The sequence below is a fragment of the Rhodococcus sp. 15-725-2-2b genome (assembly GCF_002259075.1).
Classification (GTDB): domain Bacteria; phylum Actinomycetota; class Actinomycetes; order Mycobacteriales; family Mycobacteriaceae; genus Rhodococcoides.
Map to the genome: position 1 here is coordinate 304,446 of NZ_NPFL01000011.1, position 26,535 is coordinate 330,980.

22 protein-coding genes are annotated in these 26,535 nt (G+C 65.4%); 12 read left to right on the forward strand and 10 right to left on the reverse strand.

What is annotated here, in order from left to right:
* Positions 1 to 11: 11 nt before the first annotated feature.
* On the reverse strand, positions 12 to 764 hold the full coding sequence (locus tag CH306_RS15340; RefSeq protein ID WP_094629617.1) for a GNAT family N-acetyltransferase: 753 nt from the start codon (positions 762 to 764) through the stop codon (positions 12 to 14).
* Between the two features lie 174 nt (positions 765 to 938).
* On the opposite strand from CH306_RS15340, the gene CH306_RS15345 reads away from it, so the two are divergent.
* From CH306_RS15345 to CH306_RS15355, 3 genes are all read left to right on the forward strand, one after another.
* Positions 939 to 1,142 carry a cold-shock protein gene (locus CH306_RS15345; RefSeq protein WP_008714360.1) on the forward strand — a complete coding sequence of 68 codons (204 nt, stop codon included), beginning with the start codon at positions 939 to 941 and terminating at the stop codon, positions 1,140 to 1,142.
* Between the two features lie 288 nt (positions 1,143 to 1,430).
* Positions 1,431 to 2,036 (forward strand): PadR family transcriptional regulator, encoded by a 606-nt coding sequence (locus tag CH306_RS15350; RefSeq protein WP_032396495.1) that lies wholly within the window; start codon positions 1,431 to 1,433, stop codon positions 2,034 to 2,036.
* A 9-nt stretch (positions 2,037 to 2,045) separates the two neighbouring features.
* Complete coding sequence (locus tag CH306_RS15355) at positions 2,046 to 3,500, forward strand: DHA2 family efflux MFS transporter permease subunit (protein WP_094629618.1); 1,455 nt, start codon at positions 2,046 to 2,048, stop codon at positions 3,498 to 3,500.
* 67 nt (positions 3,501 to 3,567) lie between these two features.
* Here the strand turns inward: CH306_RS15355 and CH306_RS15360 are convergent, their stop codons facing one another.
* On the reverse strand, positions 3,568 to 4,713 hold the full coding sequence (locus tag CH306_RS15360) for an acyl-CoA dehydrogenase family protein (RefSeq protein WP_032396497.1): 1,146 nt from the start codon (positions 4,711 to 4,713) through the stop codon (positions 3,568 to 3,570).
* An 89-nt stretch (positions 4,714 to 4,802) separates the two neighbouring features.
* On the opposite strand from CH306_RS15360, the gene CH306_RS15365 reads away from it, so the two are divergent.
* Positions 4,803 to 5,594, forward strand: a complete 792-nt coding sequence (locus tag CH306_RS15365; protein WP_045201077.1) for an enoyl-CoA hydratase/isomerase family protein — start codon at positions 4,803 to 4,805, stop codon at positions 5,592 to 5,594.
* Positions 5,595 to 5,604: 10 nt separating this feature from the next.
* Positions 5,605 to 6,546, forward strand: coding sequence for an adenosine deaminase (locus CH306_RS15370; RefSeq protein WP_094629619.1), 942 nt, complete (start codon positions 5,605 to 5,607; stop codon positions 6,544 to 6,546).
* A 19-nt stretch (positions 6,547 to 6,565) separates the two neighbouring features.
* Here CH306_RS15370 and CH306_RS15375 read toward each other — a convergent pair whose 3' ends face one another.
* Both CH306_RS15375 and CH306_RS15380 read right to left on the reverse strand, forming a co-directional pair.
* Positions 6,566 to 8,053 carry a molybdopterin-dependent oxidoreductase gene (locus tag CH306_RS15375; RefSeq protein ID WP_094647013.1) on the reverse strand — a complete coding sequence of 496 codons (1,488 nt, stop codon included), beginning with the start codon at positions 8,051 to 8,053 and terminating at the stop codon, positions 6,566 to 6,568.
* Positions 8,054 to 8,114: 61 nt separating this feature from the next.
* Positions 8,115 to 9,428, reverse strand: a complete 1,314-nt coding sequence (locus CH306_RS15380; RefSeq protein WP_094647014.1) for a D-arabinono-1,4-lactone oxidase — start codon at positions 9,426 to 9,428, stop codon at positions 8,115 to 8,117.
* 88 nt (positions 9,429 to 9,516) lie between these two features.
* Between CH306_RS15380 and CH306_RS15385 the strand changes: the two genes are divergently transcribed.
* Both CH306_RS15385 and CH306_RS15390 read left to right on the forward strand, forming a co-directional pair.
* On the forward strand, positions 9,517 to 10,158 hold the full coding sequence (locus tag CH306_RS15385; protein ID WP_032396501.1) for a TetR/AcrR family transcriptional regulator: 642 nt from the start codon (positions 9,517 to 9,519) through the stop codon (positions 10,156 to 10,158).
* Between the two features lie 90 nt (positions 10,159 to 10,248).
* Entirely contained in the window at positions 10,249 to 11,463 is a 1,215-nt protein-coding gene (locus CH306_RS15390) for an alanine racemase (protein ID WP_094647015.1), read from the forward strand.
* Here CH306_RS15390 and CH306_RS15395 read toward each other — a convergent pair.
* On the reverse strand, positions 11,433 to 14,882 hold the full coding sequence (locus CH306_RS15395; protein WP_094647016.1) for a TM0106 family RecB-like putative nuclease: 3,450 nt from the start codon (positions 14,880 to 14,882) through the stop codon (positions 11,433 to 11,435). The two genes, CH306_RS15390 and CH306_RS15395, sit on opposite strands and share 31 nt — an antisense overlap.
* A gap of 79 nt (positions 14,883 to 14,961) precedes the next feature.
* Between CH306_RS15395 and CH306_RS15400 the strand changes: the two genes are divergently transcribed.
* Positions 14,962 to 15,579, forward strand: a complete 618-nt coding sequence (locus tag CH306_RS15400) for an alpha/beta hydrolase (protein WP_032396504.1) — start codon at positions 14,962 to 14,964, stop codon at positions 15,577 to 15,579.
* Between the two features lie 57 nt (positions 15,580 to 15,636).
* Here CH306_RS15400 and CH306_RS15405 read toward each other — a convergent pair whose 3' ends face one another.
* Positions 15,637 to 17,424 (reverse strand): AMP-dependent synthetase/ligase, encoded by a 1,788-nt coding sequence (locus CH306_RS15405; RefSeq protein WP_032396505.1) that lies wholly within the window; start codon positions 17,422 to 17,424, stop codon positions 15,637 to 15,639.
* A gap of 277 nt (positions 17,425 to 17,701) precedes the next feature.
* Here CH306_RS15405 and CH306_RS15410 point away from each other — a divergent pair, with 277 nt between their 5' ends.
* The 4 genes from CH306_RS15410 to CH306_RS15425 all read left to right on the forward strand — a co-directional run bounded on the left by CH306_RS15410 (position 17,702) and on the right by CH306_RS15425 (position 23,181).
* Positions 17,702 to 19,522, forward strand: coding sequence for a DEAD/DEAH box helicase (locus CH306_RS15410; protein ID WP_256986309.1), 1,821 nt, complete (start codon positions 17,702 to 17,704; stop codon positions 19,520 to 19,522).
* A gap of 61 nt (positions 19,523 to 19,583) precedes the next feature.
* Entirely contained in the window at positions 19,584 to 20,084 is a 501-nt protein-coding gene (locus CH306_RS15415; protein WP_045201081.1) for a 2Fe-2S iron-sulfur cluster-binding protein, read from the forward strand.
* Positions 20,081 to 21,076, forward strand: a complete 996-nt coding sequence (locus CH306_RS15420; protein WP_094647017.1) for an FAD binding domain-containing protein — start codon at positions 20,081 to 20,083, stop codon at positions 21,074 to 21,076. Before CH306_RS15415 ends, CH306_RS15420 begins: the two co-directional genes overlap by 4 nt.
* Positions 21,073 to 23,181 carry a xanthine dehydrogenase family protein molybdopterin-binding subunit gene (locus CH306_RS15425; RefSeq protein WP_094647018.1) on the forward strand — a complete coding sequence of 703 codons (2,109 nt, stop codon included), beginning with the start codon at positions 21,073 to 21,075 and terminating at the stop codon, positions 23,179 to 23,181. The genes CH306_RS15420 and CH306_RS15425 overlap by 4 nt, the downstream gene beginning before the upstream one ends.
* Here the strand turns inward: CH306_RS15425 and CH306_RS15430 are convergent.
* From CH306_RS15430 to CH306_RS15445, 4 genes are read right to left on the reverse strand one after another with little or no spacing between them, the layout of a single operon-like run.
* Positions 23,178 to 23,924: an amino acid ABC transporter ATP-binding protein gene (locus CH306_RS15430; RefSeq protein ID WP_094647019.1), complete on the reverse strand. Its 747-nt coding sequence runs from the start codon at positions 23,922 to 23,924 to the stop codon at positions 23,178 to 23,180. The genes CH306_RS15425 and CH306_RS15430 overlap by 4 nt on opposite strands.
* The gene (locus CH306_RS15435; RefSeq protein WP_094647061.1) at positions 23,921 to 25,411 is read right to left on the reverse strand and encodes an ABC transporter permease subunit; all 1,491 of its coding nucleotides are present in this window, start codon (positions 25,409 to 25,411) and stop codon (positions 23,921 to 23,923) included. Before CH306_RS15435 ends, CH306_RS15430 begins: the two co-directional genes overlap by 4 nt.
* Positions 25,412 to 25,449: 38 nt before the next feature.
* A complete protein-coding gene (locus tag CH306_RS15440; RefSeq protein WP_032396509.1) occupies positions 25,450 to 25,932 on the reverse strand; it encodes a RidA family protein in 483 nt (160 codons plus the stop codon).
* Between the two features lie 14 nt (positions 25,933 to 25,946).
* Complete coding sequence (locus tag CH306_RS15445; RefSeq protein WP_032396510.1) at positions 25,947 to 26,501, reverse strand: histidine phosphatase family protein; 555 nt, start codon at positions 26,499 to 26,501, stop codon at positions 25,947 to 25,949.
* Positions 26,502 to 26,535: the final 34 nt, after the last annotated feature.

Below are 26,535 nucleotides of genomic sequence, written 5' to 3' on the forward strand. Positions count from 1 at the left end.
CCGGAGGTACCTCAACCGTGATCGCCGCGAAGCACCGCGGTGTGACGGACGCCGATCTCCACGTAGCCCAGCCGCGCGGCGAGGCGTCGAGCACTGGCGTTCTCCGGTCGCGATCGCCATTGCGGAATCAGGCCGTCGTCGATGGCGTCGTTGGTCGCCAGCCTGCCGACCACCTGGGCGTGGCCTCGTCGGCGATGGTTCGCGTCCGTCAGGACACGCATGTCGGCCAGGATCAGCTGCTGCTCCGAGTAGCCGGCCGACGCGAGGGAGTGCGCCGAGTCCGCAGGCCTGTCGTCGCCGAGCAGAGTGAACCAGTGCCGTGAGACCGGCTCGTCGAACGCCTCGGCGACGTCGGCTTCACTGCAGTGCGCAGCCAGGTTGCGCGCATGCTCCGCTTCGTGGGAGATCAGCGGGTCGTGTACGTCGATGGTGTGGCCGATGTCCGACCCGTAGGCCACGGTGTGTGTGCCGATGTCATAGCGCTCGGATCGGTCACCCAACAGCGCCGAGATCCAGGTGCGGTCGGTACCGGCATGGCCGGTGAGTGTGCGCGAGGCGTCCACCGCCCAGGACGGACCGGAGATCAGGGTGGTCTCGGCCAGTCGCAGGACGGTGATGTCCTCGGTGGCACCGACATGTTCGACGCGGTCGGAGTCGGTGTCGAGGGCTCGATCGTCCATCTGCAGCTGTCGACACCACGCCAACCGGACGATGTCGAGTCGGTGGCGATCGAACGGACCCGCGTCGGGCAGAGGGGAATTCACGCTCGAAACATTAGCCACAGGGCCGCAGGGCTCCATTTCGGTTTCACCGTCCCAAAGCAATCTTTCGAACTTTTTCGCCCCCGGTGTTTCGCTCAGCGCCGATAGATGGCAGACTCGGATTTGAGATTAGAGCTTCGACGTGAAGATCTAGCTCGCTTACAGAAGGTTTACAGAATGACGCAGGGCAGTGTGAAGTGGTTCAACGGCGAAAAGGGCTTCGGCTTCATCGAGCAGGATGGTGGCGGACCGGACGTTTTCGTTCATTACTCGGAGATTCAGGGTAGCGGCTTCAAGTCGCTCGACGAGGGCCAGCGCGTGGAGTTCGAGGTGGGCCAGGGTCAGAAGGGCCCCCAGGCTACCGGCGTCCGCGCCATCTGATTCAAGCTTCGTAACCCGACTTCTCCTGGTGGAGTGAGCTTCTCGAAGTAAATCCCACCAGAAATTCGGTGACAAGGCCGGATACACGGAAGAGATTCCGAGTATCCGGCCTTCGTCTGTCGAAAGGGACATCGACCTCGGTCGATGTCCCTTCTGCATTTCCAGGACATCAAGTGCCGTATGTCCGATTGATCCCCAGGTCGGAGCATTGTCCTGGTTGCAGTCGGCCTTCCCGCGAGCTTATATTCCAGTTGGAATAATTCGACTGGGGTATCGGGAGGGAGTGCGATGCGAGGGGCGGCAGTGAACCCGCTGGGCGTATCGGTCCTGGCACTGCTCTCGGAAGGTGCCATGCATCCCTACGAGATGTACCAACTGCTGCTGGAGCGTAAGGAAGATCGAATCGTCAAGGTTCGACCGGGGTCGCTGTACCACGCCGTTGCGCGACTCCACGGGCAGGAACTGGTCGCCGAGGTCGGAACGGACCGCGGCGGCAACCGACCCGAGCGCACCACCTACGAGATCACGCCCGCCGGCCGACGCGTTCTCCTGGACAGGCTCACCGAGATCCTCCGCACCCCGGTGCGTGAGTATCCGCAGTTCACCCTCGGTCTGTCCGAGATGCACAACCTACCGGCGTCCCAGGCGATCGCCCTGCTCCGTGCACGAATCGAAGACCTGTCGCTCGAGATCGAGGAACTGTCCGGTTACCAGCGCCTGGCAGCAGAACGCAAGGTGTCCGAAATCTACTGGGCCGGAATCGATTACACGTACCACATGTTGTCCGCCGAAGTGAATTGGTTGACGAGCTACATCGATCGCGTCGACAGCGGCGCGTTGCCGTGGCCGCACGAGATTTCCGCACACCACACGACCCTGACGGATCGGGACTAGGAGAACAGTATGAACGCCGTCGAGACCGCTCCGCCGCAGAAGGCGATCGAACCCTGGCCCGCCCTGTGGGCACTGTGCCTCGGCTTCTTCATGATTCTGGTCGACACCACCATCGTGGCAGTCGCTCAGCCGGCCATCCTCGCGGGCCTGAACACCGACATCAACAACGTCATCTGGGTCACCAGCGCGTATCTGCTGGCCTACGCCGTGCCGTTGCTCGTCACCGGACGACTCGGTGACAAGTTCGGTCCCAGAAACCTCTACATCGCCGGTCTGGTCGTGTTCACCCTCGCGTCGGCGTGGTGCGGGCTGTCCGGATCTATCGAGATGCTCATCGCTGCGCGTGCCGTGCAGGGTCTCGGCGCTGCGATGATCACCCCGCAGACGATGGCCGTGATCACCCGGGTGTTCCCCGCCGAGAAGCGCGGAACGGCCATGGGAGCGTGGGGTGCCGTCGCGGGGGTGGCGACACTCGTCGGTCCGATCCTCGGCGGCGTCCTGGTCGACTCACTCGGCTGGGAGTGGATCTTCTTCATCAATCTGCCGGTCGGTGTAGTTGCAATTGCGTTGGCGCTCAAGTTCGTTCCGGTGTTGCCCACCAACGACCACAAGTTCGATCTGCTCGGTGTCGCACTCAGTGCCGTCGGACTGTTCTGCATCGTCTTCGGTATTCAGGAAGGGCAGAAGTACGACTGGGGGACAGGTATCTGGATCCTGATCGGTGTCGGATTACTCGTCTTCGCCGGGTTCGTCTACTGGCAGTCGGTGAACAAGAGCGAACCGCTGGTCCCGTTGGCGCTCTTCCGTGATCGTAACTTCTCGCTCTCCAATATCGGCATCGCCGCAATGGGTTTCGCGATGTCCGGCATGATGTTGCCGATCATGTTCTACGCACAGAGCGTCACCGGGCTCACCCCGACCCGATCGGCACTACTGTTCGTGCCGATGGCACTGCTGACCGGCATTCTGGCACCCAACGTCGGCAAGCTCGTCGACAGGACACATCCGCGCTACATCGCCGGTTCGGGATTGTTCATCCTGGCCGCATCACTGCTGTGGTTCGCGTACGAGATGACACCCACCACGGCGATCTGGAAGCTGCTGCTCCCCGTCGCCGCAATGGGCGTGGCCAACGCGTTGATCTGGTCTCCGCTGGCGGCCACGGCAACTCGTAATCTTCCGATGAGTCAGGCCGGCGCAGGCTCGGGCATCTACAACACCACCCGCATGATCGGCTCCGTGCTCGGTAGTGCGGGCATCGGCGCGCTCATCCAGTCTCGCCTGGCCGCCGAACTGCCCACCGGTGGATCTGCCTCGGGGGCGAACGAATTCGCCGGCCGAGTGCCCGAGATGCTGCGTGACGGTTTCACGACCGCCATGGCCCAGTCTCTGATCCTGCCCGCCGCGGTGTTGATCGTCGGCATGATCGCGGTCTGCTTCTACGCTCGGCCGGCGTTCAAGTAAGTGCTTGCGGCAGTGGTGCGTTTGGGTCCCCCATGCGGCACTTATCCGCACCGCTGCGCGAAGCGCACTACAGGCCCAGATCGCGGCCGATCAGTTCCTTCATGATTTCGTTCGATCCGGCCCAGATCTTCGTCACGCGAGCGTCTTTCCATGCGCGGGCGGCGCGGTACTCGTTCATGAAGCCGTAGCCACCGTGCAACTGGACGCAGTGGTCGAGAATCTCGTTCTGTACCTGCGAGCTCCACCACTTCGCCTTGGCGGCGTCGATCGCCGTCAGCTCACCGATGCCGTGCGCGGCGATGCAGTTGTCGATATAGGCCTGTGCCACATCCAGTTTGGTGACGAGCTCGGCGAGCAGGAACTTGTTCCACTGGAGCGAACCTATCTGCTGGCCGAAGGCCTTGCGGTCCTTGGCGTACTGCAGCGTCTCCTCGAGGATCGGGCGCACGTGTCCGAGGTTGGCGACCGAGCAGCTGATGCGTTCCTGGGGGAGCAGCTGCATCATGTGGATGAAGCCGCCGTCGAACTCGCCGATCATGTTCGAGCTCGGGACCCGAACGTTCTCGAAGAACAGCTCGGCCGTATCGGACTCGGGCTGACCGACCTTGTCGAGCTTGCGGCCACGGGAGAATCCTTCGGTGCCGTTCTCGACGGCGAAGAGCGTGATGCCCTTGGCCTTCTTCTCCGGCGTGGTGCGGGTGGCGACGATGACGAGGTCCGCGGAGTTGCCGTTGGTGATGAAGGTCTTCGAACCGTTGATGATGAAGTCGTCGCCGTCCTTGACGGCGGTGGTCTTGAGCGCAGCGAGATCCGAGCCGCCGGACGGCTCGGTCATCGCGATCGCGGTGAGGATCTCGCCGCTGCAGAAGCCGGGCAGCCAGCGCTTCTTCTGCTCCTCGGTGGTGAGCTTGACCAGGTAGGGAGCGACGATGTCCACGTGAATTCCGAAGCACGACGCCACCGCGGCACTCGAGCGGGCGAGTTCCTCGGCGAGGACGGCGTTGAATCGGTAGTCCTCGGCTCCGCTGCCGCCGTATTCCTCGGGCACTTCGAGGCCCAGGAATCCGTTGCGACCTGCTTCGAGCCAGATCTCGCGGTCGATGTATCGCTGTTCGACGAGCTTTTCCTCGACCGGTGTGATGGTGCGGGTGACGAACTCGCGCACCGACGCACGGAAGTCCTCGTGATCGGCCTCGAACAGGCTGCGCTTCATCTATCTGTTCCTCTCGGTAACGGTGAGTTACCTGCGCACAATACTCGTTGGTAACAACCGTCCGAGACCGGTGTGGCACTATGCGAACCATGGCTGACGCACCCACTTCGCTCGTTCGATCCACCACCGCGGCAGGCGCCGAGGTCGCCGTCCTCACCTTCGACCACGGCCCGCTCAATCTGTTCGATCAGGCCATGTTCGACGCGGTGGCAGCGAACGTTGCCGACCTCGTCGCGCGGCCCCCTCGTGCGGTGCTGCTTCGCGCCGAGGGCAAGGTCAACTCCGCAGGTGTCGACGTCCATGTGTTCGAGGGCCTGTCCGCCGCACAGGGTGCCGATCTGTGGCGGGGTCTGTTCGCACAGATTGCTCATCCGCTCGAGGCGCTGCCCTGCCCGGTGATCTACGCCGCGCACGGTTTGACGCTCACCGCCGCGTTCGAGATCTCGCTGGCCTGCGACATCATTCTCGCCGGTCCCAAGGCCAAGTTCGGTCTGGTCGAGACCGTCGTCGGGTTGACGCCGTCGATGGGTGGCCCGCAGCGCCTCGCCGAGCGGGCCGGTTCGGGTCGGGCTCGTGAGCTCGTCATGACCGGTGACCTGTACGACGCGCAGACGCTGAAGGAGTGGGGCGTGGTCAATCAGGTTCACGACGACGTCGATGCCGCGGCGCTCGCGCTGACGCATCGACTGGCGGACGGCCCCACGGTCGCCCATGCGGCGACGAAACAGATTGTGGCAGCGTGGCGTTCGGGCGGTGTGGCCCATGCGGACGAGGTCACCTCGGAGGTCTCCGGTGCCCTGTTCGAAACAGAGGATCTGCGGGGTGCGGTGAAGAGCTTCCTCGAGGTCGGTCCGGGTAAGGCGACGTACACGGGCAAGTAGCATCGGGTGAGTGAGTACTGATCAGCTGGCCGAACTGCACCTGCACATCGAGGGGTCACTCGAACCTCCGTTGATATTCGAGCTGGCGGAGCGTAACGGATTGTCGTTGCCGTACAGCGACATCGACGAACTGCGGGCGAAGTACGAGTTCACCGACCTGCAGTCGTTCCTGGATCTGTACTACGCCAACATGGCCGTGTTGCGCACTGCCGAGGATTTTGCCGATCTGGCTCGGGCCTACTTTCGCCGCACGGCGCAGGCCGGGGTGACACACGCGGAGATCTTCTTCGATCCGCAGGCGCACACCGAGCGCGGCGTCCCCCTCGAGGCCGTCGTCGACGGATTGGCGGACGCGTGCGCCTCCAGCGAGCGCGAGTTCGGCGTCACCAGTGGGCTGATTGCGTCGATCCTGCGGGACAAGCCGGTGCTGCACGCCAACCAGCTACTCGACGATCTGTTGGCGATGCAGGCCCCCATCATCGGGCTCGGTCTCGATTCCGCCGAGGTGGGCTATCCGCCGTCACTGTTCGTCGACGTGTTCGCCAAGGCGCGCGCCGAGGGACTGCACGTCGTCGCGCATGCGGGCGAAGAAGGGCCGCCGGATTACATCTGGCAGGCACTGGATCTGCTGAAGGTCGAGCGCATCGACCACGGAGTGCGATGCCTCGAAGACGAAGCACTGGTCGATCGTCTTGTCGAGGAACAGATTCCGCTCACCGTCTGCCCGCTCTCCAACGTTCGGCTCAAGGTGATCGACACCGTCGACCAGCTGCCGTTGCGGCAGATGCTCGAGCGCGGCCTGTCGGTGTCGATCAACTCCGACGACCCCGCCTACTTCGGCGGCTACGTCGACGACAACTTCGCAGCCCTCGAAGCGGGAATGGGTCTCACCACGGCCGAGCGAAAGCAGCTGGCCGAGAACTCGATTCGCGCGAGCTTCGCGACTGTCTAGATCAGCGCGACTGTCCGGATCAGGTCGCCGTCACCGAGATCCGCGGGTAGCCGGTGGCACCATCGGGAACGGTGTCGGCGGTCTGGTTGGTCTGCAGCTCGCCCGCGGAGTTGGTGGCGCGGGCTCGGATCGCGTGTTGGCCCGAGGGCAGGTCCAGCTCGACGGTCCATTGCCGCCAGGTGTCCTTGGAGTACTCCTCGGACAACGTGGCCGGCACCCAGTTGCCCTCGTCCACTTGCACTTCGACGGCGTCGATACCGGTGTGCTGATCCCAGGCGACGCCGGCGATGACCGTCTTCCCCGTGGGCACGGAACTGCCCGATCGCGGGGTGTCGATCCGGGAGGCGGTCTTGATCGGCCCGAGCGCGCCCCAACCGCGGTCGGTCCAGTATGCCGTCGCGCGGTCGAAGCGGGTGATCTCGATGTCGGTGACCCACTTGGTCGCCGAGACGTAGCCGTACAGACCGGGTACGACGAGCCTCGCCGGGTAGCCGTGTTCGACGGGCAGCGGTGCGCCGTTCATTCCGACGGCCAGCAGCGCGTCGCGGCCGTCGAGCAGCACTTCGAGGGGAGTGCCCGCGGTGAAGGCGTCACTGCTCGACGACAGTGCCATGTCGGCGTCGGGGGAGATGCCTGCTTCTTCGAGAATGTCCTTGAGCGGGTAGCCGATCCACGTCGCGTTGCCCACGAGGTCGCCGCCGACGATGTTGGAGACACAGGTCAGGGTGACCGTCTTCTCCACGGCCTGACGCTGCGCCAGGTCGGCGAACGTCAGCTCGATCTCGCGGTCCACCATGCCGTGGATCCGCAACGACCACGTATCCGACGCCACCCGCGGCACGACCAGCGCGGTGTCGATGCGGTAGAAGTCGTCGTTCGGGGTGATGTACGACGCGAGGCCGTCGATCTTCAGGTCCGCCCCGGCCGGGATCGGTGGTTGCGGAGTGGGCGTGGGCAGCATGAAGCCGAGTCGATCCGCGGTGACGGCGCGGGCGGAGGTCAGCATCCGGCCGGCTGTCCCGGCAACGACGCCGAGTACCGCGGCACCGGCGGCGAGGGTCAGGAAACTACGTCGGTTCATGCCTTCGGTCGCAGGGGCGGCGGCACCGATGAGGGCGTGCAGCACGACGATGCCCACGATGACGCCGCCGATGGTCGGGACTGCGTAGAGCGCGGTGGCGTCGGGTCGAGTCACTGCCGCGAGTACGCCCACAACGCCCAGTGCGGCGAACACCACGGCACCGATCGGCTTGCGGGCGATTCCTGCCGCCGCGGCGATCGCGCCGATCACCACGGCCATGCCGACGAACAGGGCGAGCTTGTCGGAGGTGCCGAAGGTGTCGATGGCCCATTCACGGATCGGGGCCGGACTGTTGTCGACGGCCGAGGACCCGACGGCGGTCAGTGGTGACGAGTTGGGTCCGATGGGCACGGCGATCAATTCGCCGACACCGAGGACGACTCCGGCGGCGACGATGCCGGACAGCGCGCGTTTTCCTGTGCTCACTCGCTCCAATGTAAGCGAATTCGTGGTGAGCGGTACTTCGTAGCCTGCTACGAATTACCGCTCACGACAGCAGACGCTCGAGGTACTCGCTGCCGAACAACTTCTTCGGGTCCATCGAATCGCGAACACGCAGGAAATCGTCGAAGTGTTCGTAGCAATCGCGCAGCTCGTCGCTACCGAGGGAGTGCAGTTTGCCCCAGTGCGGCCTGCCACCGACGCTGCGGCAGATGGCTTCGACGGCGTCGAAGTACTCGCGGTGATCGCGGCGGTGGTACTGGTGGACGGCGATGTAGGCCGTCGGGCGTCCGGATGCGGTGGAGAGCCAGATGTCGTCGCCCGCGGCGAAGCGCACTTCGACCGGGAACGCGATGGACACCGACGACCGTTCGAGCCATCGATCCACCTCGCGCAGCACCCAACCGATCTCGGATGCGGGTACCGCATATTCCATCTCGACGAACTTGACGGTCCGCGACGACGCGAACACCCGGTAAGAGCGGTCGATGTACTCGCGAGCCGACAGTGCCCGAGCCGAGACCGCATTGACCCGAGGAATCAGTGCGGGTACGCGGGTCACCACCCGGTTGAGGCCCTCGAAGACCTTGTTGGACAGCAATTCGTCGTCGATGTAGGAGCGCACCTTCCCCAGCGGCTTCAACACCGCGTCACCGGGCAGGCGGGTGTTGCGTTTGGTCAGCACGCGGTCGGTGTGCGGAAACCAGTAGAACTCGAAGTGGTCGACGGCGGCGACGGTCGCGTCGAGTTCGGCGAGCGTTGCCCGCAACGTCGACGGCTCCTCGACGGCCCGCAGGGCGAAGGCCGGAACGCACTCGAGCGTGACTCGGGTGATGACGCCGAGCGCACCGAGCCCGACGCGGGCCGCGTCGAACAGTTCCGCGTTCTCCTCGCGAGAGCACTGCACGAGTTCGCCGTCCGCGGTCATCAGTTCCACCGCGCACACCTGGGTGGCGATGCCGCCGAAGCGTCCTCCCGTTCCGTGGGTACCCGTGGAGATGGCTCCCGCGATGGACTGTTCGTCGATGTCGCCGAGGTTGGTCATGGCCAGCCCGAGATCCCACAACCGCGCGGTCAGCTCGCGCAGCCGGGTGCCTGCGAGCACTGTCACCCGGGCCGACCCGTCGTCGTCGTGCACCACGGATTCGATGCCGCGCAGCGAATCGAGGCCGATCTGGACGCCGTCGGTCACCGCGATCGGAGTGAAGGAATGGCCGGCCCCGACGCATCGCACCGTGCGAGATCGTTCGACGGCACCGGCCAGCACGATGCGCAACTCGTCCACCGACGTGGGCTCGGCGCGGTCCGACGGGAACGCGTGTTGATTGCCTGCCCAGTTCTGCCACGACCCCGCGTTCATTCGATCACTATTGCATTGCTCGTACCGCGCGGAGGCGCGCCTGGATCAATCCGAGGCACAGAACTCGGCCGCGCCCTAGGATCGGGTCATGCAATCGAGGCTGCCCGCTGATGTGCGACGCGCGCAACTGGTGCAGTCTGCGATCGAGGTCGCCGAGCGCGTGGGAATCGAGTCCCTGACCGTACGTGCTCTGTCGGAGCATGCCGAGGTCACCAAGGGCATCGTGCAGTACCACTTCGAGACCAAGCAGGATCTGGTGATCGCGATGGGCGAGCACCTCATCGTCGACGTCACCGAGATTCTGCACGCCGCGTTGGACAGTGCCGTGGGTACGCGCGAACTCCCGGGCGTCCGCGGTCTGCGAGAGCTGGTGCACGGCGGTCTGAGCGCGGTGTGGTTGCTGATCGAGAAGTCCCCGGATCGGCAGTTGCTCGCCTACGAGATCAAGACCTATCTGTTGCGTCATCGCGCGCTCGGGTCCGCAACGGCCGCCGAGATCGCCACTGGGCAGTACCGAATCCGAGACTCCGAGGCCCGGTTGTTCTTCGAGAAGTGTTCCGCTCACACCGGTACGCGATGGCTCGAGCCGGTGGCGTCGATCGCGCGTTTCGGAATGGCCACCCTCGACGGGCTGGTGCTGCGGTGGTTGGTCGACGGCGACGATCTCGAGGTGCTGGCGCAGATCGACGACCTGTCGGGGCTGATCGCGGGCAAGGCCGTGGACTGCTGAGACTCGGCGTGGTCGATGCTCGCTGGGACTTCTGGGCTGCGGAGTGTTTGACTGTGTAGGCCTGGCAACGACGACGAAGGAATACGCCGCATGAGCTCGATCGCCGGTGTCGCAACCACCGACACGACACCACTGTCCCGTATCGCCGCTGCCACCGAGGGGATCGAATCACCTTTGGCTGCAGTCGATTCGGCTGCCCTCGATGCCAATGCTGCGGCCCTGCGAGCGCGGGCGAATTCGGTGCCGATCAGGATCGCGAGCAAGTCGGTCAGGTGCCGGGCGGTACTGGATCGGGTGCTCGCGGCCGACGGTGTGAACGGGGTCATGGCCTACTCCCTGCGTGAGGCGATCTGGTTGGCACGCCACGGCGTGGAGGACATCCTGATGGGGTACCCGTCGGTCGATCGCACCGCCCTCGCCGAGGTCGTCAACGATCGTGTGCTGTCGGGACGCATCACGCTGATGGTCGACGACGTCGCACAGCTCGACATCGTGCGCGACGCCACCGACAGCGATCTTCTCAAGCCGCGGATCTGTATCGACGTCGATGCCTCGCTGCGCATCGGGCCGCTGCACATCGGTGTCCGACGTTCGCCGCTGCGCGAACCCGAGCAGGTCGCCGCCTTCGCGCGGGCGGCGCAGGCGCGTGGGTTCCGGGTGGTCGGTCTGATGTTCTACGAGGCGCAGATCGCCGGTGTGCCCGATGCCAATCGTGCGGTGGAATGGATGAAGTCGCTCTCGTCCCGTGAGATCTCCACGCGCAGAACGGCGGTCGTCGAGGCCGTGACTGCGGCAGTCGGTCGGATCGAGATCGTCAACAGTGGCGGTACCGGGTCGATCGACTTCTCGGCGGCCGATCCGGTCGTCACCGAGGTGACCGCCGGGTCGGGCTTGTTCGCGCCGACGCTCTTCGATCGGTATCGCGCGTTCTCGGCCGAGCCCTCGCTGTTCTTCGCACTGCCCGCGGTGCGCAAGCCGACTCCGCAGATCGCGACGCTGTTCGGTGGTGGCTACATCGCGTCGGGTCCGGCGTCGGCGTCGAGGTCGCCGCGGCCGGTCGCGTGGTCGAGAAGGGCCAGAGGAGTGGTGACGTCCGGTCTGAGGTTGCTGCGCAACGAGGGTGCCGGCGAGGTGCAGACTCCCGTGAGCGGAGCAGGGGAGATCCGGATCGGTGATCGCGTCTGGTTCCGCCATGCCAAGGCGGGCGAGCTGTGCGAGCGGTTCGACACCCTGCATCTGGTGCACGCCGACGGGTCCGTCGAGGTAGTCCCCACTTATCGTGGTGAGGGTATGGCGTTCGGCTGAATCCCGTTCTCGCACAGGCCCATGAACGTTCCGAGAGTGACCAGTCCGGCCGGGGTCGACGGCAGGTACCGGGTCAGTGCCCGCGATCGGATCAGTATCGCGGCCCATTGGCCCCGCGAGACCGCGACGTTGAGTCTGTTGCGCGACAACAGGAATCCCATGCCTCGCGGAACGTCCTCGATCGCCGACGCGGCCATCGAGATCAGCACCACCGGTGCCTGGCGTCCCTGGAACTTGTCGACGGTGCCCACCGCGACCTCGTCGAGTCCGGCGGCCGCGAGTCTCTCGATGATGACGGCTACCTGCGCGTTGTAGGCCGCGACGACCAGGAAGTCGCCCTGGTGCATGGGCCGCGCACCCTCGAAGGACTGCGGGTCGCGCCATTGCCGGCCGAGCAGAGTCTGCACACGGGTGACGATCTCGTCGGCTTCCTCCACCGAATCGGTGGAATTGCCGTGGTGGTCGAGGTACACGGTGTGCAGTCCAGGTGCAAGCGACTCCAGCGAACGGGCCTGTGTCACAGCACTGTTGGACTCCAGTTTGCCCTCGTAGGACAGCGCCGACACCGGGGCACACAGATCGGGATGCATCCGCCATGTCGTGGCCAGGAAGTAACCGCGGTCGACGGGCAGCGTCGGGTGACCGCTGGTGATCCAACCCAGAGCCGACTCGTCGACGGGTTCGGGGTGGGTGCCCTGGCTGACCTGTGGCAGTTGCGCCGGGTCGCCGAGCAGCAGAAGATTACGTGCAGACACCGAGACGGCGATGGTGTTGGCCAGCGAGAACTGCCCGGCCTCGTCGATGACCAGGAGGTCGAGCGATTCGGGCGGGATGCGGCCGGGGTTGGAGAAGTCCCAGGCGGTACCGCCGATCACGCAGCCGTCCTCGGCGTCGGTGACGAAGCGGGAGTACTCCGCCGGGTCGACGACGGTGTGGGCTGTCGGTGCCTTCTTGCCCACCCGGCCCGGGTCGACGCCGGCCGCCACGATGGTGTCCAGCACATTGTTGACCACGTGATGCGACTGGCCCACCACGCCGATGCGCCAGCGATGGACGTCGACCAATTCGGCGATCACCCGGGCAGCGGTGTACGTCTTCCCGGTCCCGGGTGGCCCCTGCACGGCAACGTAGGAGTGATCGAGATCGAGCAGGGCCGCCGTGACCGCCGTCGCGTAATCCCCGGCGCGGACCTCGGGAAGGCCTGTGCCGGAGCGGGTTCGGGGTGGGGACAGGGTCAGCAGATCGGCGACGGCCGTGCGCGGAAGGTGCGGCAGTGCCGCACCGACCTCGGCGGCGGCGGCAACGATCGCCTGCTCCAGATACTTGGTCGCCGGAGGCGGCTCGGGTGCGGTGGCGATGGGGAAGTCGGGGTACTCGTCCACTCCCTTGCGGAGGTTCTCCTGCACCACCACCATGTCGAGGGTGCCCTCGTAGCCTGCCTGCACGATCTCGACCGTCGTGGTCGCGCGATGGGTCGGCTGCTGCTTCGGCAGCCCCTCCGGCGCCGGGTCGTCGTAGAGCAGCTTGACCTTCGAGCTCGACAGGACTCCGTTGCTCAGGTGCCCCAGTAGCTTGAGCTGCCGTCGCAGGACGCGTTGATTCGGTGCGGTTTTCATCCAGTCGTGCACCAGTTCGGCGCGCTCGACCTTCAGCACGTCGGCGGCGTCGGCCCACTCGTCCAACGGGTGCGTCAGGCGGTCGAAGTGCGCCCACCAGAACGGCTTTCGTTCGCGTCGGTGATACCCGATGGAACCGGCGAACAGTGCGACGGCCTGTTGCGTCGAGGTGCGCTCCCACGGCAGACCGGCGTACTCGGCGAGTTCGAGCTCGAGCGGGCTGGCGGTGTCCACGGCAGCGTCTTCGAGCTCGAGGTGTTGCGTCGTCCGCGGGTGCACCCCGGCATCCGACGCGCGCGCCAGCAACCAATCCCGCAGTCGCTGTGTCGATTCGCAGTCGGTGCGGTTGTACTCGGCGATCTCGGAGAGCAGTGCCGCGGCCTCGGCGTCCTTGCCCTGATCTCGCAGATCGCACCAGTTCGCGTATTCGACGATCGACGCGGCCGCGTCGGTGACGTCTCCGTCGCGGGCGGCGGGCATGTACAGGGGTTCGAGCTTCTTGATGCTGTAGGACCTGGCTCCGATGCGTACCGCAGATCGCACGATCGGATAGAGGTCGACCAGAACATCGTCCCGCAATAGGTCGTCGACCGCGTCCTCACCGACGCCGTAGCGTCCGGCGAGGCGCAGCAGCGCGGTCTTCTCGTACGGCGCGTAGTGGTAGACGTGCATGTTCGGGAAGGCCGCGCGACGGGTGGTCACGTAGTCGAGGAAGTCGATCAGGGCGCGTCGTTCCTGCGCGCGATCGTGCGCCCAGAACGGCAGGAAGTCGCCGTCGGCGGTGTGGACACCGAACAGGTACTCGAGTCCCCACTCGGAACTGCCTGCCTCTGCCCACAGGGGATCGCCCTCGAAGTCGAAGAAGATGTCGCCCGGATCGGGCTCGGGAATCACACCGAGGGCGTCGGCGTCGAAGATCTCGAACTCGGCGTCGCCGCTGTGCTCCTGGCGCACCTGGAGCTCGGCTTGAGCTCGCAGGTTGGTCAGTGTGCGCGACGACATGCCCTCTACGGTCCCGGTCGACGCAGCCAGCTCGTCCACCGTGGCGATTCCCGCGTCGAGCAGTCTCTCCCGGGTACTCGCGCGCATCCCGGCGACGAGAACCAGGTCGCGGTGCTGTTCCACCTCGATCGTGCAGGCCTCGCACTGCCCGCAGCCGGAGTAGCGCGGGTCGAACCAGTCGACGACGGTGCCCTCGGCGTGGTGTTCGTCGAGGATGTGTTGCAGGTGTTCCCTGGACTGCCGGTAGACCGGAAGGATCTCGGCGAGCGAGTGGACGGAGTCGCTGCCGTCGCCGAGCATCAGGTGCACCTCGTCGCTCGGAGTGATCCCGCCGGACCGCAGCGCGTCCGCGTAGGCCGCCAACTGCAGCAGTGCCGGAACCTTGGCGTGCCGCGAGAGCTTCGTGTCGGACACCGCGTACCGATCGCCCTCGGCCACCAGAAAGTCGCAGAAACCGAGGAATCGTCCGTCGAAGAAGGTCGCCTGGTAGACCACCGGTGTGCGCGCAGTCAGAGCGGTGAAGGTTGCCCACGCGGCGTCGGCAAGTTCCTGGTCGGTACGCCCCGGTCGATCCATCGTCAGGACGCCGCCGGGGAACCGCCGCTGGAATGTCTCGAGCTGGCGGCGTTCGTGCTCGAATCCGAGTGCGGAGGTGCGGTCGAGCATCGGATCGGGGGTGGCCGTTGCCCGCGGGATCAGTCCGCTCAGCCCGTCGAGTCGGCGCAGCAGTCCGAATTCGCACGACGCTGCCGTGGCGAGGTCGCTGGCGCTGTAGATGACGCGATCGCCGATGAGGAACACGCGCCCACCCTAGTCACCGCCGGGAGCGGCACCGGTCACGTTGCGCGCGGATGCCGTCGCGAGGAGGCAAAATGATCGAATGCCTTTTTTCGACGGAGCCACCGGTGCTGTCCATTACCGAAACTGGACTGTTCCCGATGCTCGTTTCGGTCTCGTTTTTCTGCACGGTCTCGGCCAGAACAGCGGCCACTATCACCGCTTCGCTCGGGTCCTCAACGGACGCGGGGTCGACGTGTGGGCGGTCGATCACGTGGGCCACGGCCTCACCGAAGGTGAGTTGACCGACGCCGCTCAGATTCCCGGCCTCGCGCAGAATGCGCTGCAGTTGCTCGACATCGCCGAAGCCGAGCACCCCGAGTTGTCGTTCGCCCTGATGGGTCATTCCCTCGGCGCGGCCACGGCCATCGCGGCCCTCGGAGCGCATCCCGAGGCGGTTCGGTGCGCGGTGCTGTGCGGCACCCCCAAGTCCGTGACCGGCTCGGCCAACGATCTCGCCGACAACGTGATTCCGATCCTCGCGGTACACGGAGTCGACGATCGCCTGGCTCCGATCGATGCGGTGCGCGAGTGGATCGGCAGTGTTCCCGACTCGGCACTGCGTGAATTCGAGGACGGGGGCCACGACCTGCTGCACGAGAAGATCCATCTGCAGGTGACCTCGGTGGTGGCGGAGTTCCTCGACGATCACATGTCCTGACCCGACGACGAGGGCCCGGTGCGCATCGCACCGGGCCCTCGTCGTCGGATGGTCGATCTACGAGTAGATCGCCTCGATGTCGCTGCCGCGCTCGGCGTGGATGATGTTGCGCTTGAGCTTCATCGTGGGGGTGAGCTCACCGGTTTCGACGGTGAAATCGTTCTCGAGGATCGTGTACTTCTTGATCTGCTCGGGGTTGGAGACCTTCTTGTTGGCCTCGGCGACGGCCTTGTCGATCTCGGCGACGAGGTCGGCGTTCTTCGACAGCTCCGAGAACGGGATGTCGGCCGAGAGGCCGTGTCGCTCGAGCCAGCCCGGCAATGCCTCGGGGTCGAGGGTGATGAGCGCACCGATGAACGGCTTCGCGTCGCCGACGACGAGGCACTGGCTGATGATCGCGTTCGCGCGGAGGGCGTCCTCGAGCACTGCGGGGGCGACGTTCTTGCCGCCCGCGGTCACGATGATCTCCTTCTTGCGGCCGGTGATCGAGACGTAGCCTTCCTGGTCGATGGTGCCGAGGTCGCCGGTGTGGAACCAGCCGTCGACGATGGCCTCTGCCGTCGCCTTCTCGTTGTGCCAGTAGCCGCTGAACACGACCGGTCCCTTGAGCAGCAGTTCGCCGTCCTCGGCGACCTTCACCGAGTGGCCGTCGATGGGCTTGCCGACGGTGCCGACGCGCTGGTCCTTGGTGGTGTTGACGGTGATCGCCGCGCTTGTCTCGGTCAGTCCGTAGCCCTCGTAGACCGGAACGCCTGCACCGCGGAAGAAGTGGCCGAGGCGGGCACCGAGAGGTCCGCCGCCGGACACCGCGCGGGTGCAGTTGCCGCCGAGTGCGGCGCGCAGCTTGGAGTACACGAGCTTGTCGAACACCGTGTGCTTGAGGTTCAGGACGAGCCCGGCTCCGCCCTTCTCCTGGGCCTCGCTCCACTCGATGGCCGTCGCGGCGGCCTTGTCGAAGATGGAACCCTTGCCGCCGTCGTGCGCCTTCTGCTTGGCAGAGTTGTAGACCTTCTCGAACACGCGCGGCACCGACAGGATGAAGTCCGGCTTGAACACCGCGAACTGATCCACCAGCGTCGTCACGTCCGAGGTGTGCCCGACGGTCACCTTGGACTCGAACGAGCCGAACGACACGGCGCGGGCGAACACGTGCGCCATCGGGAGGAACATCAGTGTGCGATTGCCCTCCTTCATCGAGTCGTGCAGCGCGATCTGGGTGGCCTGAACCTCGGCGTAGAAGTTGGCGTGTGTGAGCTGAACGCCCTTGGGGCGACCGGTGGTGCCCGAGGTGTAGATCAGGGTGGCGGGCGATGCCGCGCTGACCTGATGGCGTCGCGCGTGCAGATCCTCGTCGCTGACCCCGGCACCACGGGTGGTCAGTTCCTCGATGGCTCCGGCGTCGATCTGCAGAACCTCACGCAGATCCTTGGCGCCCTCGGTGACCTCTTTGAGGTTCGAGGCGTGCGCTGCGGTCTCGACGACGAGCAGCTTCGTGGCGGAGTCCTCGAGGATCCATTGCGCCTGATCGGCGGAGGATGTCTCGTAGATCGCGACGGTGCAGCCGCCTGCCGACCAGATGGCGTAGTCGAGGACGACCCACTCGTAACGCGTCGCGCTGAGGATGGCGACTCGGTCGCCGAGTTCGATTCCGGACGCGATCAGTCCCTTGGCCGCTGCGGCGACCTCTTTCGCGAATCGAGCTGCGGTGACGTCGGTCCAGTTGCCGTTCTCCAGTCGCTGGAAGGGTACGAAGTTCGGCGATTCCTTCTCGTACCTGTAGACGGTGTCGGCCATGGATGCGTCGTCAGGAATGGTGAACGACGCCGGCACAGAATATTCGCGCACTGCTGGACCCCTTACGGAAAAATAGCGTGGTAGTTGTGCATTTCATCACATTCGAGGCCGTGGCGCACCATCCGGGGTGTCCGGTTTGTCGACTTTGCCGCGAGTCCGAGGGAGTTGAGTGTGACTCGGGGTACAACTTAACTGCCTGCAGTCGGGTCCGGGCGTCGGGTTGCCGGTGTGAGGCCGCTCGCACCGCATGCCGTCGTGACCGGTTTCATCACCTGATCAGCGTAGAAGGGGTCGCGGTGCCCGAGCAGGTACTAAACTCGTGCAACATATGAGCACTTCAGAAACTGAACAGGATGCCGCCGTGACGTCGGACGAGACGAATTCGCCCCCTCAGGAGTCCGCCTCCGATCCGGTCCGCGCGAGCGAGTCGTCCTCGGCGACGGGTGACGACATCACTTTTGCCGATCTCGGCATCGACGAGCGGGTCCTGAAGGCCCTGCGTGACGTGGGGTACGAGACGCCGTCGCCCATCCAGGCGGCCACCATTCCGCCGCTGATGGCCGGCAACGATGTCGTCGGCCTCGCTCAGACCGGAACCGGCAAGACCGCCGCGTTCGCAGTGCCGATCCTGTCGCGGCTCGACGTCTCGCGTCGAGTACCGCAGGCCCTGGTGCTGGCCCCGACCCGGGAGCTCGCGCTCCAGGTCGCCGAGGCGTTCGGCAAGTACGCCACGCACATTCCGGGTCTGCACATCCTGCCGATCTACGGCGGTCAGGCGTACGGCATACAGCTCTCGGGCCTGCGTAAGGGCGCGCAGATCATCGTAGGTACCCCCGGTCGCGTCATCGACCACCTCGAGAAGGGCACACTCGACCTGTCCGGCCTCGAGTACCTGGTGCTCGACGAGGCCGACGAGATGCTCAAGATGGGCTTCCAGGAGGACGTCGAGCGCATCCTCTCCGATACCCCGGAGTACAAGCAGGTCGCGTTGTTCTCGGCCACCATGCCTGCCGCGATTCGCAAGATCTCCAAGCAGTATCTGCACGACCCGGTGGAGATCACCGTCAAGACCAAGACGTCGACGGCACCGAACATCACCCAGCGCTACGTGCAGGTGGCCCATCAGCGCAAGCTCGAGGCACTGACTCGAATCTTCGAGGTAGAAGAGTTCGAGGCCATGATCATGTTCGTCCGCACCAAGCAGGCCACCGAGGAGCTCGCCGAGAAGCTGCGCGCACGGGGCTTCTCGGCCGCGGCGATCAACGGCGACATCGTGCAGGCCCAGCGTGAGCGCACCATCGGTCAACTGAAGAACGGTCAGGTCGACATCCTGGTGGCCACCGATGTCGCGGCTCGCGGTCTCGACGTCGACCGCATCTCGCACGTCATCAACTACGACATCCCGCACGACACCGAGTCCTACGTGCACCGCATCGGTCGTACCGGTCGCGCGGGCCGGGCCGGTCAGGCTCTGTTGTTCGTCGCACCGCGCGAGCGGCACCTGCTCAAGGCCATCGAGCGTGCGACGCGTCAGCCGATCACCGAGATGCAGCTCCCCAGCGTCGACGACGTCAATGCGCAGCGCGTGACGAAGTTCAAGGACTCCATCACCGACAGCCTCGGCAACGAGAATCTGGCCTTGTTCCGCCGGCTCATCGAGGACTACGAGCGCGAGCACGATGTGCCGTTGGTCGACATCGCCGCCGCGCTGGCGATCCAGTCGCGCGACGGCGAAGCGTTCCTGTTGAAGCCGGAGCCGCCTGCCCCACCGCGGGCACCCCGTGAGCCGCGTGAGCCGCGGCCGCCGCGCACGTTCGACGAGGATGCCGCCAGCTCGCATCACCGCAAGACGGGCCAGGAGATGGCGACGTACCGCATCAGCGTCGGCAAGCGTCATCATGTCGCTCCCGGTGCCATCGTCGGTGCCATCGCCAACGAGGGCGGGCTGCGTCGAAGCGACTTCGGGCACATCAGTATTCGTCCCGACCACTCGCTGGTGGAGCTGCCCGCAGATCTTGCCGACGAGACGGTCGAGGCGTTGCGCCGCACCCGTATCAGTGGCGTGCTGATTCAGCTGCAACCCGATTCCGGCCCTCCCGGACGTAGCGGTGGGCCACGCGGTGGCGGAAAGTTCAAGGGGAAGCGCTAGCGCGCACGCACGACCCCAGCGCGAGCGTTTGGTGGATCCGGCCTCGGGTATCCGCCCGTGCATGACCAACGTCACCCTCCGTGTCAACGGCATCGATCGCGAGATCGACTGCGACACCCGATCCACCCTGCTCGACGCTCTTCGGGAGAACCTCGATCTGATCGGTGCCAAGAAGGGGTGTGACCACGGGCAGTGCGGTGCCTGCACGGTGTTGGTCGACGGACGGCGGATCAACAGCTGCCTGACGTTCGCGGTTGCACAACAGAATCGCGACATCACGACGATCGAGGGATTGTCCGACGGCGACACACTGCATCCCGTGCAGCAGGCGTTCGTCGATCGCGACGCGTTCCAGTGCGGGTACTGCACCTCCGGGCAGATCTGTTCGGCGGTCGCGGTGATCGAAGAGGCGAAGCAGGGTTGGCCGAGCGCGGTCACCGAGGACATCGAGGCCGCCGACATCGAACTCGACTCCGATGAAGTGCGAGAACGTATGAGCGGCAACCTCTGTCGTTGTGGTGCCTACTGCAATATCGTCTCGGCCGTACGGGACGCATCGTGAAGACCTTCGAGTACGACGCAGCCACCGCGGTCGACGACGCGGTGGCCCGCCTCGCCGAGAACGAGAACGCGATGGTGCTCGGCGGGGGAACCAACCTCGTCGACCTGATGAAGCTCGGTGTCGTGGGTCCGACGACGCTGATCGACGTCACGCGACTTCCGTTGCACGACATAGACGTATCCGACGACGGATCGCTTCGTGTCGGTTCGGGTGTGACCAACAGTGATCTCGCGGTGCATCCGGTGGTGCGTCAGCGTTATCCGGTGCTCTCACGGGCCGTGCTCTCCGGTGCGTCGGGCCAGTTGCGCAACATGGCGACCACGGGCGGAAACCTGTTCCAGCGCACCCGGTGTGTGTACTTCATGGATGCATCGAAGCCGTGCAACAAACGCGAACCCGGTTCGGGCTGCCCGGCCCGGACGGGTGAACACCGAAACCTGGCCATTCTCGGAGCTTCGCAGGCCTGCGTGGCGACGCATCCCTCCGACATGGCGGTCGCGCTGACCGCCCTCGACGCACGCATCGTCGTCCAGGGGGTCGACGGTGAGCGTGTGGTCGATATCGACGACTTCTACCGGTTGCCCGGTGACGCGCCCGAGCGCGACAACACCGTCGCCCGAGACGAAATCGTCACGGCCATCGAGATTCCGGCACCGGCGGCCGGTACCGTCTCGACCTACCGCAAGGTGCGCGACCGGCAGTCCTATGCCTTCGCGATCGCCTCGGTCGCCGCCACTCTCGACGTCGAGGACGGGATCGTGCGCGGGTTGTCGATCGCGCTGGGCGGTGTCGCGCACAAACCGTGGCGGGCCCGCACGGCCGAGCACGCGCTGCTCGGCGCGGCCGCCGACGAGGCGTCGTTCCGGCGCGCGATCGCACTGGAACTCGACGCGGCAGAGCCGTTGCGTGACAACGCATTCAAGGTCCCGCTCGTGACCAACCTGGTCGCTCGCACGTTGGTCGAACTCACGGAGTCGGGAGATCGGTCATGACCGCATCGATCGGACAACCGATCCAGCGCACCGAATCGATCGCGAAGGTCACCGGTCGAGCCCGTTATGCCGCCGAGCAGCCGCCGGCCGTCGGGCAGCTGTACGCCTGGTACGTGCCCGCGACTGTTCCTGCCGGCACGGTCGAACGTGTCGAACTGGACGCCGACGCTACGGTTCACGCAGTTCTGTGGCACGACAACGCCGAGCAACTGGGTGATATCGAGGACGCCGAACTGCATGTGCTTCAGTCGAACACCGTCGCCTATCGAGGTCAGATCGTGGCCGTCGTCGTGGCAGACACCCTCCAGGATGCCCGCGCCGCCGCAGCCCGAGTGCACGTGCGCTACGCCGACGTGCGTTCTCCCGACAACACTCTGACCGCAGACCACGGTTCGCTGTATGCGCCGGAATCGGTCAACGCGGGGTTTCCCACCGACGTCACCGTCGGCGATCCCGATGCGGCGCTCGCATCGGCCGAGCATCTGATCGACAACTGGTACTCCACCGCGCCGATGCACAACAGTCCGATGGAGCCGCACGCCACCACGTCGCAGTGGTCCGACGGCGTGCTGACGGTCTGGGATTCGACGCAGGCACCGTCGGGTGTTCAGGGCGACCTCGCCACGGCCTTCGACCTCGAGCCCGAGAACGTTCGAGTGATCGCTGAGAACGTCGGCGGCGGTTTCGGAGCCAAGGGCAGTACGCGGCCCAACGTGATCCTCGCGGCGATGGCCGCACGAGCCACCGGCCGCACCGTCAAGTTGGTGTTGCCGAGGCAAGCTCTTTTCGACGTCGTCGGCTATCGCACCCCGACGCTCAATCGCGTCCGGCTGGGCGCTGATTCGACAGGAACCCTGCAGGCCATCACGCACGACTCGTTTCAGCAGACCAGCACGATCTTCGAGTTCTGCGAGCAGACGTCGGAATCGACTCGGCACATCTACGCGGCGCCCAATCGTCGCACCACTCACCGACTCGCGCAGCTGGACGTCGGAACGCCGCGGTGGATGCGGGCTCCCGGTGAAGCGCCCGGCATGTTCGCCGTCGAGACGGCCATCGACGAACTGGCTGTGGCCACCGGCATCGATCCGATCGAGTTGCGCATTCGCAACGAGCCCGACGTCGACCCCGCGAGTGGGAACCCGTTCAGCTCACGCAGCGTGGTCCAGTGCCTGCGCGAGGGTGCCGAGAAGTTCGGCTGGGACCGCCGCGAGTCCGCGCCCGGTCGCCGCCGAGAAGGCAACACCCTGATCGGCATGGGAGTCGCGACGGCCAGCTACCCGGTGTTGATCTCACCGAGTACCGCGTCGGCGCGCGTGGAGCAGGACGGCACGATCACGGTGTCCGTCGCTGCGTCGGACATCGGGACCGGAGCGCGCACCGTGCTGCGCCAAATCGCAGCCGATGCCCTCGAGGTGGACGCAGATGCCGTCGTACTCGAACTCGGCGACAGCGCTCTGCCGAAAGCTCCCGGAGCCGGTGGGTCCTCGGGTACCTCGTCCTGGGGGTGGGCCGTCACCAAGGTCTGCCACTCGCTGAAGGCACAGGGTTCGTACGAGCCGGGCAACTCTGCCGATGCCGACACCACCGACGACGTCGAGGGCCAGAAGGAGTTGGCGCGCATGGCGTTCGGCGCTCAGTTCGCCGAGGTCGCGGTCGACATCGACACCGGCGAGGTGCGGGTGCGACGGATGCTCGGGGTGTTCGGCATCGGCGCGGTGATGAATCCGCGGCTGGCCAGGTCTCAGCTCATCGGCGGCATGACGTTCGGACTCGGAATGGCACTGATGGAGAACGGCATCACCGATCACGAGTTCGGAGGGTTCGCCAATCACGATCTCGCCGAGTATCACATCCCGGCGTGTGCGGACGTCACCGACCTCGAGGCGGTGTGGATCGAGGAGGTCGATACCGAACTCGCGCCGATGGGCGGCAAGGGAATCGGCGAGATCGGCGCAGTCGGATCCTCGGCGGCCATCGGCAACGCGGTCTACAACGCCACCGGCGTTCGCGTCCGCGACCTGCCGATCACCCTGGACAAGGTGCTGACGCAGTGGAGTGGTCAAGTGCCCCAGGCGGCACTTGACCACCCCACTGGCAGCTAGGCCAATATCCGCTGCAGGAATTGGCGGGTGCGGGGCTCGGTGGGGTTCACCAGCACCTGCTCCGGGGTGCCGCGTTCGAGGACGACGCCGTTCTCGATGAACAGCACCTGATCGGCGACTTGCTGCGCGAAGCGGATTTCGTGGGTGACGATCACCATGGTCCAGCCCTGCGCGGCAAGGCCTTTGATGACGGCCAGAACCTCGCCGACGAGCTCGGGATCGAGGGCCGAGGTGGGCTCGTCGAACAGCATCAGCTTGGGTCGAAGGGCGAGAGCTCGCGCAATTCCGACGCGTTGTTGCTGGCCTCCGGAGAGCTGGAACGGGTACTGGTCGGACTTGGCGTCGAGACCGATCTGATCGAGGATGGCGTGCGCGTCGTGGATGGCGTCGTCCTTGGCGCGCTTCTGCACGATCACCGGTCCCTCGATGATGTTCTGTAGCACCGTCTTGTGCGGAAACAGGTTGTGGCTCTGGAACACCATGCCGCTCTGGGCGCGGAAATGTCGGAGCTGCGGCGCTCCGACGGGCTCGGAGAAATCCACCGACACGTCCCCGATACGGATGATGCCTGCGTCGGCCTGATCGAGTGCGTTCAGTGTGCGCAGCACCGTGGTCTTGCCGGATCCGGACGGTCCGATGATGACGGTGACGGTGCCGGACGGCACGCCGAACGAGATGTCCTTCAACACCTCGAGTGGTCCGAACGATTTCTTCAGTGCGGATACTTCCAGCAGGTCTGTCATTTGGCCACGTACCTGTCGAGTCGGACTTCGAGTTTGCCTTGGAAGAACGAGAGAACGATGCAGATCGCCCAGTAGTACAGCGCCGCAACGGAGTACAGGGTGAAGAAGTCGAAGGTCGGTGCCGCCGCGAGTTGCGCGACGCGCAGCAGCTCCGTCACCAGGATGGTCGAGGCGAGCGAGGTGTCCTTGACGAGCGAGATCAGCGTGTTCGACAACGGTGGCACCGCGGTGCGCAGTGCCTGTGGAAGCACGATGCGCTGCAACGTGGTTCGGTAGCCCATCCCGATGGTCTGCGCCGCCTCCCACTGGCCCTTGGGCACGCTCAGTATCGCGGCACGGATGACCTCGGCCGCGTAGCCACCGACATTCAACGAGAATGCGACCACCGCGGCCGGGAACGGCGAGATCACGATGCCGAACTGCGGCAGCCCGTAGAAGATGATGAACAGCTGCAGCAGCAGGGGAGTGCCGCGGATGATCGAGACGTAGAACCGGGCGACGGCGGCGAGCGGCTTGTTCGACGAGATGCGTGCCAGCGCCACGGCGAGGGCGATGACGAGTCCGACGACGAAGCTGATGGCGGTCAGCGGAATCGTCATGGTCACAGTGGCTTTGAGCATCGGCCACAGGTTGTCGAACACCAACTGCATTTTCGACGGTGCAGTGGTTCCCGCGTCCTCGCTCTCCGGAGCCACGGTGTCCGCGGTCGGTGCGGCGACGTCGCTGCCGAAGTACTTGTTCGAGATCTCGGCGATGGTGCCGTTCTCACGCAGTGTGTCGATGGCCGTGTCGACCTCGTCCATCAACCCACTGTCCTTGCGGGCCACGAAGGATTGCAGGGTCGTGTCTCCGGTCTCGCCTGCGATCTTCACGCCGGTGTCGCCGGTCTGCTGCAGGTACTCGGCGATGGCGAGGGAGTCGTTGACGGTGGCGTCGACGCGGCCGTCCTTGACGAGTGTTACCGCCTGGACGAATCCCTCGACGGCTTCGACGTTCGCGCCTGCGTTCGCCGCGACCTCCGCCCAGTTGCTCGTCGAGGATTGGGCGGTGGTCTTGCCGGCCAGGTCGGCGAGAGAGGTGATGGTGGAGTCGTCTGCGGCGGTGAGGATCTGGCCTTCCGACACCGTGTAGGGCGTGGACAGGTCGTAGGCCGACTGGCGCGCAGGAGTGATCGAGACCTGGTTGGCGATGAGGTCGAACCGTTGGGACTGCAGGCCGGCGAAGATCGAGTCGAACGGGGTCTGCACGAAGTCGACGCGTACGCCCAGTTCGGCACCGACCGCGTTGATGACGTCGATGTCGTAACCGGTGAGTTGTCCGTCGTCGCCCTGATAGCTGAACGGACTGTAGGTGCCCTCGGTACCGACGACCAGTACGCCCTCGTCCTTCACCCGGTCCAGTAGCGACTGCGAGGACGAGCTGCAGCCGGACAACCCCAGGATGGCGATCAGAATCGCGACCAGAGCAAGAATCGATCTGCGCACCATCTGCGCCCGCTTTCGCCGTATGTACGAGTGGAGCAAACCTACCCGTCGATCTCCAGTTCCGCTGACACCACGACGGTGTTGTTCATCGGCAAAGCGGCCACCCCGAGTGCGGTGCGGGCATGGGCACCGATCTCGGGACCGAAGATGGCGAGAACCAGATCGGAGAAGCCGTTGACGACCGTGGTGGTCTGAGTGAAACCGTGGTCGGCGTTGACCGATCCGGTGACGGTCAGCCACGCGCTGATTCGATCGAGGTCGCCGATCGCACGGGCGAGGCTGCCCAGCACGGCGAGAGCCGCATCGCGCGCGGCATCGGTGGCGGCGTCGAGACTCACCTGCGATGGCACCGCGCCGAACGGGCCTGCCAGGGCACCGTCCTGCTCGAGCGGCGAATGGCCCGAGGCGAAGACTCGGTTGCCGCGCACGCGAACCCACTCGAACGAGTACTCGAAACCGGGTGGGGCGGTCGGTTCGCCGGGCAGGGTGAAGCCCAGTTCGGTGATGCGACGTTCGATCTCCATGAAGGAAAACTCTGTCAGACCGGGATGCCGTTGATGGTGCGAACGGTCCAGCGAGAACCGTCGTGTTCGAGGGTCGAGACGCCCGCGTTGAGGATGCGTGGGGAGTGGCGTCGCCGGATCGCGTCGAAGATCGCCCGGATGACGCCGCCGTGCGCCACGGCGATCACCGCGGAGTCCGGATAGCGCGAGGCGATCTCGTCCACGCCGCGCACGCCACGCACGATCAGGTTCGAGCGTGGCTCCAGGCCCGGATACCGGCCGTCCGGCCAGTGCGAGTACGCGTCCCAGTCGGTGAATCCTTCGGCGTCACCGAAATGCCGTTCGGCCAGGTCGGGGAACTCGGCGGTGCGGGTAAGGCCCAGGTGCGCGCCGATGATGTCCGCGGTTTCCGCTGCTCTGATCAGCGGGGAGCTGACCAGGTGGTCCCACGTTCGGTACTCGAGTTCGTGGCCGGCCTCGCGGGCCTGGGCACGGCCGGTGTCGTTGAGAGGAATGTCCGATGAGCCCTGCAGACGCCCGTGCAGATTCCAGTTCGTTTCACCGTGCCGAACCAGTGCCAGAAGAGTCATAGTGAGCGGAGAATATCCCAGAGTTACCAGGGAG

Excerpts from the sequence above, each read along its gene's own strand:
- CH306_RS15350 (WP_032396495.1), top strand. The coding sequence starts at position 1,431 with ATGCGAGGGGCGGCAGTGAACCCGCTGGGCGTATCGGTCCTGGCACTG.
- CH306_RS15355 (WP_094629618.1), top strand. The coding sequence starts at position 2,046 with ATGAACGCCGTCGAGACCGCTCCGCCGCAGAAGGCGATCGAACCCTGG.
- CH306_RS15345 (WP_008714360.1), top strand. The coding sequence starts at position 939 with ATGACGCAGGGCAGTGTGAAGTGGTTCAACGGCGAAAAGGGCTTCGGC.
- CH306_RS15400 (WP_032396504.1), top strand. The coding sequence starts at position 14,962 with ATGCCTTTTTTCGACGGAGCCACCGGTGCTGTCCATTACCGAAACTGG.
- CH306_RS15425 (WP_094647018.1), top strand. The coding sequence starts at position 21,073 with ATGACCGCATCGATCGGACAACCGATCCAGCGCACCGAATCGATCGCG.
- CH306_RS15380 (WP_094647014.1), bottom strand. The coding sequence starts at position 9,428 with ATGAACGCGGGGTCGTGGCAGAACTGGGCAGGCAATCAACACGCGTTC.
- CH306_RS15415 (WP_045201081.1), top strand. The coding sequence starts at position 19,584 with ATGACCAACGTCACCCTCCGTGTCAACGGCATCGATCGCGAGATCGAC.
- CH306_RS15435 (WP_094647061.1), bottom strand. The coding sequence starts at position 25,411 with ATGGTGCGCAGATCGATTCTTGCTCTGGTCGCGATTCTGATCGCCATC.
- CH306_RS15360 (WP_032396497.1), bottom strand. The coding sequence starts at position 4,713 with ATGAAGCGCAGCCTGTTCGAGGCCGATCACGAGGACTTCCGTGCGTCG.
- CH306_RS15430 (WP_094647019.1), bottom strand. The coding sequence starts at position 23,924 with ATGACAGACCTGCTGGAAGTATCCGCACTGAAGAAATCGTTCGGACCA.
- CH306_RS15440 (WP_032396509.1), bottom strand. The coding sequence starts at position 25,932 with ATGGAGATCGAACGTCGCATCACCGAACTGGGCTTCACCCTGCCCGGC.
- CH306_RS15365 (WP_045201077.1), top strand. The coding sequence starts at position 4,803 with ATGGCTGACGCACCCACTTCGCTCGTTCGATCCACCACCGCGGCAGGC.
- CH306_RS15390 (WP_094647015.1), top strand. The coding sequence starts at position 10,249 with ATGAGCTCGATCGCCGGTGTCGCAACCACCGACACGACACCACTGTCC.
- CH306_RS15385 (WP_032396501.1), top strand. The coding sequence starts at position 9,517 with ATGCAATCGAGGCTGCCCGCTGATGTGCGACGCGCGCAACTGGTGCAG.
- CH306_RS15445 (WP_032396510.1), bottom strand. The coding sequence starts at position 26,501 with ATGACTCTTCTGGCACTGGTTCGGCACGGTGAAACGAACTGGAATCTG.
- CH306_RS15410 (WP_256986309.1), top strand. The coding sequence starts at position 17,702 with ATGAGCACTTCAGAAACTGAACAGGATGCCGCCGTGACGTCGGACGAG.